Annotated in this window: 6 protein-coding genes; all 6 read right to left on the bottom strand. The window is 31.4% G+C overall.

What is annotated here, in order from left to right; genetic code table 11:
• Positions 1-36: 36 nt before the first annotated feature.
• Positions 37-213: a hypothetical protein gene (locus ACY2RX_RS07860; RefSeq protein WP_490103417.1), complete on the bottom strand. Its 177-nt coding sequence runs from the start codon at positions 211-213 to the stop codon at positions 37-39.
• 25 nt (positions 214-238) lie between these two features.
• Entirely contained in the window at positions 239-2,149 is a 1,911-nt protein-coding gene (locus tag ACY2RX_RS07855; protein ID WP_490103416.1) for a T9SS type A sorting domain-containing protein, read from the bottom strand.
• 15 nt (positions 2,150-2,164) lie between these two features.
• On the bottom strand, positions 2,165-4,930 hold the full coding sequence (locus tag ACY2RX_RS07850) for an alpha-amylase family glycosyl hydrolase (protein WP_490103415.1): 2,766 nt from the start codon (positions 4,928-4,930) through the stop codon (positions 2,165-2,167).
• A 61-nt stretch (positions 4,931-4,991) separates the two neighbouring features.
• Positions 4,992-6,026 carry a SusE domain-containing protein gene (locus ACY2RX_RS07845; RefSeq protein WP_490103414.1) on the bottom strand — a complete coding sequence of 345 codons (1,035 nt, stop codon included), beginning with the start codon at positions 6,024-6,026 and terminating at the stop codon, positions 4,992-4,994.
• 11 nt (positions 6,027-6,037) lie between these two features.
• The gene (locus ACY2RX_RS07840) at positions 6,038-7,936 is read right to left on the bottom strand and encodes a RagB/SusD family nutrient uptake outer membrane protein (RefSeq protein WP_490103413.1); all 1,899 of its coding nucleotides are present in this window, start codon (positions 7,934-7,936) and stop codon (positions 6,038-6,040) included.
• A 15-nt stretch (positions 7,937-7,951) separates the two neighbouring features.
• Positions 7,952-10,864 (bottom strand): SusC/RagA family TonB-linked outer membrane protein, encoded by a 2,913-nt coding sequence (locus ACY2RX_RS07835; protein ID WP_490103412.1) that lies wholly within the window; start codon positions 10,862-10,864, stop codon positions 7,952-7,954.
• Between the last annotated feature and the right edge of the window lie 74 nt (positions 10,865-10,938).

Below are 10,938 nucleotides of genomic sequence, written 5' to 3'. Positions count from 1 at the left end.
ATATACACTGGCTTTTCAAAAAAAACTATTAATTATTTAAAACCCTGTTCCAGGATCTTCTGGACTTTGAGCTTGTGCTTTTTGTGGGTTTAAAATCATATATGTGCCCAATGCAGTTAATGCTGCATATTTACCGTAATTTCCTATTTTTTTAAGAGCGTCTTTACGAGTAATTTCTTGATTTTTATTTTGTTTTTCTGTTTGTTTTTTCATGATATAAAAATTTTATTCTCGTAAATTATTTTAAAATGATTTTCTTATTCAACTTTCCGTTAGTAGCTTGTAGTTTTACAATGTAAACACCAGAAGCTAAATTTGGTAGTTCTATTGTATTAACATTTGCAGCATTAAAAGTAGTATTCATTATTTTTTTACCTAAAACATTGAATAAAGAAACAGAAGTTTTCCCTTTTTGTAATCCAACAATTTTTAAATTGTTATTACTTGCATAAACACTAACGCTTTCTAATAAACTATCTTCAGTACTTAAAACACTTGAAGCTTTAGTATGTACAAAGAATCGACCATTAGTTTCTCCGCTGTTTACAGTAGTTTTATATGCTGCATTAGCTTCGTCTAAACGTGTTACAGTATTATTAACTCTGTCTTCTAAAAAGACTTTTAAGTTTGCTGGTAAATTTAAAGCATCTGCAGTAAAAGTAATTTCTCCTCCACTTTTAGATGAAATTCCTACAGGAACTACTTTAGATTCAATATTAGAATTCGATACTGCTTGTCTTGCAAAAGCAATTCCTTTATTGTTTTCTAATAAATAAGTGTAGATTCTTGCATCCGAAGAAACACCATCAAACATACCAATATCAAAACCAGGATCTAATCCGTCTGTTTTATTATTGATGTAATTAATTTTTGTTTCTTTATTTAATTTACCAACAGAAAGTTTTAAATTAATAGAAGGAGCTGCATTTTTATAAAAAGTAACACCTGTTTGATGACTTTGCATTGCTTCTGTTATTGATGCATTTCCGCTAGCAACATTAGAATTTATAAAGAAAGCTTGTCCTGGATGCACATAACCAGAAGTTAATTCAGTATAAGAACTTCCACTTGCATTCCAAACGTAAATAGCTTTAAAGCTTGCAGATAAATTTGCGTTATTAGCTGTAATAAATGCAGCAATATCAATATAAGAAGGAAAAGGATTTCCAATTAGATTCCAATTATTATCATCTTGACTTATTGCAGGAGATACATCTGATGTTGGAAAAGTTCCAGTAAATGTATAGTCTCCAGAAGCAGTTCTTTTTAAAGAATAGCCTACACCAGCTCCAAATGTAGTTGCAGCCCCACCTGCTTGAAAATATCTCCAATGACCAGTTGCGGTATCTGAACCTCCTCCGTCAGTATCTGTATCAGGTGCGCCATTATCATAAGTAGCAATACCTCTATTACTGTTAACACCAGAAGCAATTGAGTTTGCACTAACCCAAGCATTATCATATTGTTCTCCAACAACTGGTGATGAAATTAAATGCCAATTTGTGTCAGAAATATTTAGATTGTAAATTATATTACCAGCAAAAGTTGAGTTTGCTATTAATGAAGCACCAGATGCTAATGTAGCTTGATTAACAGTTACAGCTCCAGAAGCAGTAGGTTGATTTGAAACCATTGGAATTATTACATTGTCTAAAGAACTAGGTACTCCTGAAGGACTCCAGTTACTAGCAGTATTCCAATCTGTGTCTGTAGTACCTGTCCAAGTTTTTGTAGTTGAAGCAGAAATAGTACTTACAGCACTTAATGTACTAGCATTAGCAGACCAAGCATCTGAACCATGTTGATATGTAGTTGCTCCTCCCTTTATGAATCTATACGCATAATAATAAACACCAGATGTACTGATTGTAATATCTGTTTTACATCTTTTATTACTTCCTGATCCATTTTCAAACCAAGGCAAATTTGTCCAAGTCCAACCAGATCCATCTGTAGTTGTACCATATCCAAATTCTGAGCTAGTCCAGTCTCCTTCTCCCCATTCTACAGAAACTGTAAATGGAGTTGCAGTAGCTACAGTTAAGTTTTGGTCTGCTTGTTCTGTAGCATATCTATGCCCCCATTGCGAAAAAGCAGATGTCATAATAAAAAAATAAAAAATGACGAATGATAAATAATTTTTTTTCATGTGTTTAATTTTAGATTAGTTAATAATTAATTTTTTTGTAATTGTTTTATTTGAATTCTCTTTAATTCTTACAAAATAAATTCCTTTGTTTAAATCAGTTACTAAATATGAATTAGTGTTATTTTTAGTGAACTGTTTAACTTGTTTGCCTGTAATATCAAAAATACTTACTCCTAATACTTCTTTAGATAAACTAAATGAGCTAGAAGCAGGGTTTGGATATAATTGTAATATATTTTTTTCTAAAGTAATATCGTCTGTAGAAAGCGAGGCTGGTTTATTAGCATAAACCTTAAACTCTCCTGGTGCTAATGTTATAGGTGCTGTTGTGTTTGTAACAGTTATGGTTGCATTGTCGTCTAACAAGTTGTACCAAGTACCAGTTTGCTGAAAGTAAGGGGCAATACTTTGTGTTGTTACGCCAAAGTTACCAATAACAACGACGTTTTGTATTTCTGCAGCAGCAGGATTTGTTAAATGAATTTTGTTTAAACCATTAGCATTACCAACATCTAAAGTGAAATCTGTGGCTTCAAAAATTTCATATTTTTGTCTTAATTTAATAAGTTTTGCCCAAGTATTGTAAAGGTCTCTTCTATTTTGGTTAGATAGATAATCCCATTTTATGGGTTTGTTACCTGTTCTACCATTTTGATTTATAGAAATATCATATCCTAATTCTCCAAATTGCCAAATCATTTTTGGTCCTGGAACCGTAAAGTAAAAGGCACCAGCTAATTCCATTCTATCTAAAGCTGTATTTAGGTTTTTAATACTATAACTTCCGTTAGCATTACCGTAGTTAAGGTTTTTATACATTAAACGTTCTTCATCATGGCTTTCCATATAACTTACATTACCAGGTTTAGACCAACCTCTGTTTTTGTAAGAAATCCAATTAAAGTTAGCATTGCTACCAAAACCCATTGTTGCTTCGTTATATTGATGGTTGTGGTTGCCCCAAACCATAATTCCATTTTTATAATTTACCCATTGCGTTTCTTCGTTATTGGTTCCTAAATGTTCAAAAATGATATAAAAATTGGGGTCTTTTTCCCATTGATAATCTGCATATTGTTTTAAAACATCAACTCTATCTTGTTGATATCCGTTTGTACACGCATCACCAGAAGAACAGTTTTGTGTAAATCCTTTTGTTAAATCCCATCTAAAACCATCAATTTTGTATTCATCAATCCAATATTGAGATACTCTTTTTACATAATCCCTAGTTGCTTGTTTGCTATGATTAAAATCATTAAAAACACTATAAGAATGTGTTGCAGTTTGATTAAAAAATGGACTATCTGTACTTGCTTTACCTCCATAACCGCCATTGTCTGTATTCCACATTCTGTAGTATGGGTTTTGCCCTGTTGCGTGATTAAAAGCAACATCAATAATAACAGCAATACCTCTTTTGTGGCATTCGTCTATTAATTGTTTAAAAGAATTTACATTGCCATAATACTTATCTAATGCCATATGAAACGAAGGGTTGTATCCCCAAGATTCATTGCCATCAAACTCCATAACAGGTAAAAATTCTATTGCGTTAATTCCTAATTCTTGTAAGTAATCTAATCTTGCTTTTACGGCATCATAACTATGTAAAGCGTCGAAATCTCTAATTAAAAGTTCGTAAATAACTAAATCTGTTTTAGCTGGTTTTACATACGATGTAGCTTGCCAATTAAACGCTTCATCTCCAGTTCTTAATAAAGTAACTGCGTGATTTGTTTTTCCTTTAGGATAGGTTGGTAAATTAGGATATGTTGTTGCGTTAATATATTGATCATTGTATTCTGATAGAATTACAGTAGAGTAGGGATCTGCCACTCTTAAAGTACCATTTATTAAGTATTGATACATATGATTTGTTTTGGGTGTTAAACCTGTAAGTTCAATCCAAAATCTTTTACCAGCGCTATCTTTTTTTAACAAATAATTGTCGTTAACTCCCCAGTTGCTAAAATCTCCAATAACGTGTATATACTCTTTACCAGGAGCATAAAGAACCAATGTTGCTTTTGTATTGTCTGTAGGATTTAAGTTGATACCATCTTTCATACCAGAAGGTACATCTGCTACTGTTACAGTTGGTTTTACAATGATACTAAAAGAAGAACTTTTAGTTTCTCCGTTATTTGTTGCTTCTAAAACATAAGTGGTACTTTGAGTAACAGTGGTAGCATAACTATAACTTTTGATGCTCGTTTTTTGGTCGATAACAGTACCATTAGCTTTTAGGCTAAAATCTGCATTCAATGTTGCAGATGCTGTAATATTTAAGGCATCACCAGAATTTAAAATGGTAGTTTTTTTAGTTGGTGTGTTTAATGTTAGTTGAAAAGAACCAACATTAAAAATAAAATCTTTACAACCATTGTCTTTAAATTCTTGATTTCCAGAATCATTTCTGAAAACCATTCCCATTTTAGTAATACTAGAAGCTTGCTCATCTGTTAAACCAAAATATGTTTTTGGTACAATAGTTATTTCCCATTTGCTAGTAGAACTGTTAAAGTTCATCTTACCAACACCATCATCTTTCCCCCAGTTACCAACAACTTTTGTTCCCCAAGCATTGGTTTCATCTCCTACACCAGCGTGCATATATACTTTAGATGGACTGCTAAACTTGTTACAATCTGTAGCAGAACTACCCGCATCAATACTAATAGTTATAGATTTATTTATTTCAATTGGGCTAGGACTAATGGTTACTTGACTGTAACAAATAGAAGCGAAAAGAAATAGTAAATAAGTAATTTTTTTCATTAGTTTTTTATTAAAAAAACAAAGGCTATCTTAATAAGAAAGATAGCCTTTGAATATGTTATTATTTAGATTCTAATGTATAGGTTTTATTAAATAAATCCATAGTAACTTTATATTTTCCTTGAGTTACCTCTATATTGTCTCCTGCATTATCTAAGGTTCCGTCTGCACCTATATCCCCATAGTTATTACCCCAGTCATTGTTTAGTCTAAACTTTAATAGCCCCTTTTTTAAGGTTACATAAGTTATATATATATCATTACCTGCTGGAAAAAGAGTCCAATCTGGTCCATCCCAAGCATTTGGAGTTGAACTACCAACTAAGCCCCAAATGTCTTTAGTTGATTTTGTTATAGTATAGGTAAGTTTATTTAAATCTAGAGTAATATAGTATGTACCTTTTGTTACTTTAATATTATCGCCTGCTGCATCTAAAGTTCCGTCTACACCAGTATCACCGTAATTATTAGACCAATCGTTATTCTCTCTAAATTTAATTTCTCCATCTGCTAAATGTACATAAGCTGCATAAACTTTATCTGCATCTGTTTTGAAAAAAGGAACATCTGGTCCATCCCAAGCATTAGGAGTTGCACTACCTACAATTCCCCATGTAGTACTTAAATCTACAAGAGCAGGATAAGGTGTAATATTAATTGTTTTAGCTTCAGAATCAATTAATAATTGATCTCCTATAAAACCTTGTAATTTAATAGATATATCTGTAGCAGTATTAGCTTTAGCTTTTAAACCTAAAGCAATTGAATTAATTTCTGAGGTTAAGAAAGATTTTTCTAATTTATTGCCTACATCTATAGTTGCTGGTTTGCTAAAATTACCTGTTGCTAAATCTATTAAAATTTTATAGGTAGGTGCAGCATTAAAACCAAAGTCTGGATTAGCCCAGTTTAAATTAAGAGCTTTAGCATCTTTATTTGCCTTTAAAAGTACAATTTTACCTGTTTCTTTAATAACAAGTTCTGTAGATTTTTCTACATTCTGATTTATAATTACTCGATCACTAATGTCTTCGCAACTGGTAAACCCAATTGAGAAAAGAATTAGAGCGAATAATGAATTAATTATTTTTTTCATTTCTTTATTTATTAGTATCCTGGATTTTGAGTTAAATTAGGATTTGTGGTTATTGCATTACTTGGTAAAGGGAAAATATTTCTAAAAGAATCTACACTAACTCCATCTTTAGCATTTCCTTTAAAAGGCCATAAATAAGTATCTGATGTAAAATGTTTATATCTTATTAAATCGGTTCTTCTTTGTCCTTCCCAATATAATTCTCTAGATCTTTCGTCTAAAACAAACTCTAAAGTAATGTCTCCACTAGTAATGTTCCCACTAGTGTTTCCATAGGCTCTTTTTCTTAATTCATTAATTTTAGTAGCAGCAGTACCTAAATCTCCACCTCCACCTCTTAAAGAAGCTTCAGCATAGTTTAAATAAATTTCAGCCAATCTAATTAAAGGAATATCTGTATCAACAAAATTTCCACTTGTATCAGAGCCTTGTTTTCCACTAGAATCTATGTTTTTAAATTTGGTTATTGCATAACCATTTTCAAAAGTTGGGATTTCTTCTATTTCTAAAGTTTGTCCATCTTTATGAAACATTCCTCTTTTATCTGCTGAAAAAGGTTTTATAGAGTAAGTTAAAGTGTTTAAATCTAAAGTAACAAAATATGTGCCTGGTTGTGAAACAGGAATATTCTTGCCATTTGCTTCTAATGAACCATCTGCATTATCGTCTCCATAATTATTACCCCAGTCTTCATCAAATCTAAACTTTAATTCTCCACTTTTTAATTCTGCGTATAAAGCAAAAGTGTTTGCTCCTGTTTTATACATTTCCATATCTGGACCACCCCAAGCATTTACGGTTGCATCTCCAACCAACCCCCATTTAGATAGTGTACCTAAATTATTATTTAATGCAGTAATGGTTGAAGCACCTACTTTAAATTTATTTACTAAATTTTTAGTAGTTCTTAAACCTCCCCAACCTCCGTTTACACCAAAGTCTTTAGCATTCATATTACCTCCGATTGCAGCATGTACTAAGAAAGTACTACCACCATAAGTTTGAGATCTAAGACCGTCGAAGTTTAAAGTAAAGATAAACCCACTTTGAGCTCCATTTGAATTATTGTCTGCTAAGAATAATTCATCATAAGCATTTCCATTTCCGTTAACATCATTAGTGTTGATGCTATAAGAAGATGACATTACTTTTTCAGAAAATGTTACTGCTTCTTTATATTTAGCAGTACCTGTCCAAACTTCTGCATTTAAATAAAGTTTAGATAATAAAGCCCAAGATGCAACTTTGTCAACTCTACCATATTCATTAGCTCCACTATCTGCTAATAAATCTTGAATTTCTATTAGTTCTTTTTCAATAAAGTTAAATAACTCTACTCTTGTTGCTTGTTTTGGTAATTCTGTAGTTACAGCAGTTACTAAAGGTACATTACCATACAAATCCATTAAGTTATAGTAAGCAAATGCTCTTAAAAAACGAGCTTCTGCAATATATTTACTTACTTCAGCATCTGTTAAAGCAGAGGCATTGTCTATATATGAGTTACAGAAAGATACTTCTTGTGCTAATCTATAATACATTGCTTCAGTAAAATCATTACTTCCAGACCAATATAAGCCATGTAAATCTGGTAAACCTGCATCTCCCCAACCAACTACAGCATGATCTGTTGTTAATTCGTTTAAATTGAAAAGCATTCTTGAATACTGTGAAAAACCTTCATCTATATCTGAAATATCTGGTTTCCCTGCTGGTCCTTTTTGACCTGTTAATGCTAAACTAGCATAAAGCTTAGCAAGAGAACTTTTTGCTTCTGTAGCATTAGCAAATACATCTTTTTCAGTAAAACTGTCAGGATCAATTGGATCTTGATCTAAGTCTTTATGACATGATACAATCCCTAGAGAGAATATCATCATTACTATTAAATATTTGAGTTTATTTTGCATTTTTCTTATTTTTTATTAAAAGTCAATGTTTACACCTAAAACAAATGATCTAGGTCTTGGGTAAAAATTATTGTCTATACCTAAATTAATTTCTGGGTCTAAGCCATTATAATCTGTAATCGTTAACACATTTTGCAATGATGAATAGAATCTAAAGGTTGTGTTTTTTAACTTTTCTAGAGTGTAACCAATAGTAATATTATCTATTTTAAAGAACGATGCATCTTGTATAAAATGATCACTCAAAGCAGTTTTATCGTTTATTACTTTAAAACCACTATTAAAATAGTCTGAATGTATATTAGATAAAATGCTATTATTTGTAGCATTTGCTCTAATGCCTCTATTTGCTTGTACATCATTATACATAGAATTACCAAAACTTGCTCTAGATTGTAATGAGAAATCCCAATTTTTGTAGCTAAGATTTGTGTTGAATCCCATTAAAATATCACCAAAAGGATTCCCTTTTATGTATTTATCATTATCATTAATAATGTTGTCTTTATTTCTGTCTACAAAAACACCTTCTAAAGGCAAGCCTTTAGCGTCATAAACTTGTTGGAAAACATAAAAACTATTAGCTGTTTGTCCTTGTCTGTGTACTTGAACATTGTTACCAACACCTGTAGAAATTCCACCTTGAGGTTGGTCTACAGATAGCTTGGTGATTTTATTATCGTTTAAAGAAATGTTGTAATTGACAGACCATTCTATATCTTCAGTTCTAATTGGGGTAGCATTAAAATTAAATTCTATTCCTCTATTTTCCATATTACCAATATTGGCATCTATCCTATTACCAAAGTTTGTAAACGGATCTACCAAAGAGCTAGCAATTAAATCATTGGTTTGTTTTACATAAGCGTTTACTGAACCAGAAATTCTTCTATCAAGAAAAGCATAATCTATACCTATGTTAACTGTTTTACCAACTTCCCAACGTAAATTTTTATTGATTGGTTCTGGTCTGTAAGTTTGTAAGAAACCACTTCCAAATTGATATCCAGCAGTATCTTCACTTTTTTGATAACGAGTTAAAAATTGATAATCTCCTAAACCATTAATATTACCTACTTCACCATAACCAACACGTAATTTTAGTTCGTTAAAAAAAGAATCTTCCATAAAATCTTCTTTATGAATACTCCATGCAGCAGCAAAAGAAGGGAAAATTCCCCAACGGTCATTTGGATTTAATTTAGAAGATGCATCTGCTCTTAAAGTTGCAGTTAAATAATATTTGCTGTTGTAATTGTAATTTGCTCTTCCAAAATAAGATAATAATACATTTTTAGATTTATCTATAAATTCAAAAGTGTTGCCATCTTCTTTTTTCTCACTATCAAAGTCATAATTATCATATTCAAAAGATTGGTACGCGTAACCACCAGCAATTGTAATATTATGTTTCTCGTTTAAAGTTTTATTGTAGGTTACATAAGCATCAAAAACTTTATTGTAAGATTGTTGAGTATAACTTGTTGTCGATCCGTTAAATGTAGCATCTGATGTAGGAATTAATTCTGATGTAATCTTTCTTCCATGACTATTAGAAGTATCGTAACCTAAATTAATGGTAGCTGTCAAATCTTCAAAACCATGTATTTTATAATCAATCTTAGTATTCCCAACAAAACGTCTAATTTCTGCAGTATCATTTATTAAGTTTAATAAAGCCAAAGGATTCGTAGGTGCTAGGTTATGTTGATTACCAGTACCTGAATCTAACCAAGCAAAATACCCTCCGTATTTAGATTTTGAATCGTAAACAGATTGTGTTGGGTCAAAACTAACAGCACCACCAATTGCTCCTCTATCTGCAAATTTGTTTTCTGTGTACATACCTTTAGCATTTAATTGAATTGTTAAATGTTCATCTAAAAAAGTAGGTGTTAAACTTAAAGAAGCTGTTGTACGTTGTAAGTTATCTCCTTTTAAAATTCCTTCATGTTCAGAGTATCCTAAAGAAACTCTCATTGGTACACCATAAAGGCTACCTAAAGCACTAAAGTTATGGTCTTGTCCTATTGCTGTAGTATAAATTTCATCTTGCCAATCTGTATTTGCATTTCCTAATAATGCTTTTTGAGCAGGAGTACCAATATCGTTTATTAAACCTCTAAACTGTTTTGCAGATAAAACATCAATTTTATCTACTAAACTATAAACTGTAGTTTGAGAACTAATATTAAACTTAAAGTCTTTGTTTTTTCCTTTTTTAGTTGTAATTAAAACGACACCATTTGCTGCTCTAGAACCGTAAATAGCTGTAGATGAGGCATCTTTTAATACCACAAAAGTTTCTATATCATTAGGATTGATAAAGTTTAAAGGGTTTCTAGAACCACCAACGCCACCATTGTCTAATGGTATTCCGTCTATAACATATAGTGGTTGTGTAGTTAATGATAATGATCCTGTACCACGAATATTAATGCTTTGTCCATCACCAGGAGCACCACTTCCAGATACAACATTTACACCAGCAACTTTACCACTAATTAATGATTGAGCAGACACTATTGGTCCTTTATTAAAGTCTTCGCTTGTTAATAAATCTGTAGTACCTGTTAAATCTTCTTTTTTAACACTACCATACCCTACAACAACAATTTCATCTAACTGTTGTGCAGATTCATCTAATTCTACTGTTAAGTTAAAATTAGTTCTAATTGTAATTTCTTTGTTGGCATAGCCTAAATACTGAAATACTAAAACATCTCCAGTTTTTACTCGATCTAAAGAAAAGTTTCCATCAAAATCGGTTTGAGTACCTCTTGTAGTACCTTTAACCAATATACTTACACCAGGCAAAGGTTCGCCTGTTGCTTTTTCTTTTACAACACCTTTTATTGTTTGTTGCGCAAACATAGTAAACGACGAAGTCAAAAGAATCCCAATTAACAATAATTTAAATTTTTTCATGTATAATTTGTTAAATAATAACTGTAAATTTGATTTTAGGTTTAACAATAAATTTACATTCCACTATGTAAATA

It is taken from the genome of Polaribacter sp. 2405UD43-2 (assembly GCF_058147125.1).
Note: the sequence above shows the minus strand (reverse complement) of the source record. Positions and strands in the feature narration are given on the sequence as shown.

Excerpts from the sequence above, each read along its gene's own strand:
- ACY2RX_RS07860 (WP_490103417.1), bottom strand. The coding sequence starts at position 213 with ATGAAAAAACAAACAGAAAAACAAAATAAAAATCAAGAAATTACTCGT.
- ACY2RX_RS07855 (WP_490103416.1), bottom strand. The coding sequence starts at position 2,149 with ATGAAAAAAAATTATTTATCATTCGTCATTTTTTATTTTTTTATTATG.
- ACY2RX_RS07850 (WP_490103415.1), bottom strand. The coding sequence starts at position 4,930 with ATGAAAAAAATTACTTATTTACTATTTCTTTTCGCTTCTATTTGTTAC.
- ACY2RX_RS07845 (WP_490103414.1), bottom strand. The coding sequence starts at position 6,026 with ATGAAAAAAATAATTAATTCATTATTCGCTCTAATTCTTTTCTCAATT.
- ACY2RX_RS07840 (WP_490103413.1), bottom strand. The coding sequence starts at position 7,936 with ATGCAAAATAAACTCAAATATTTAATAGTAATGATGATATTCTCTCTA.
- ACY2RX_RS07835 (WP_490103412.1), bottom strand. The coding sequence starts at position 10,864 with ATGAAAAAATTTAAATTATTGTTAATTGGGATTCTTTTGACTTCGTCG.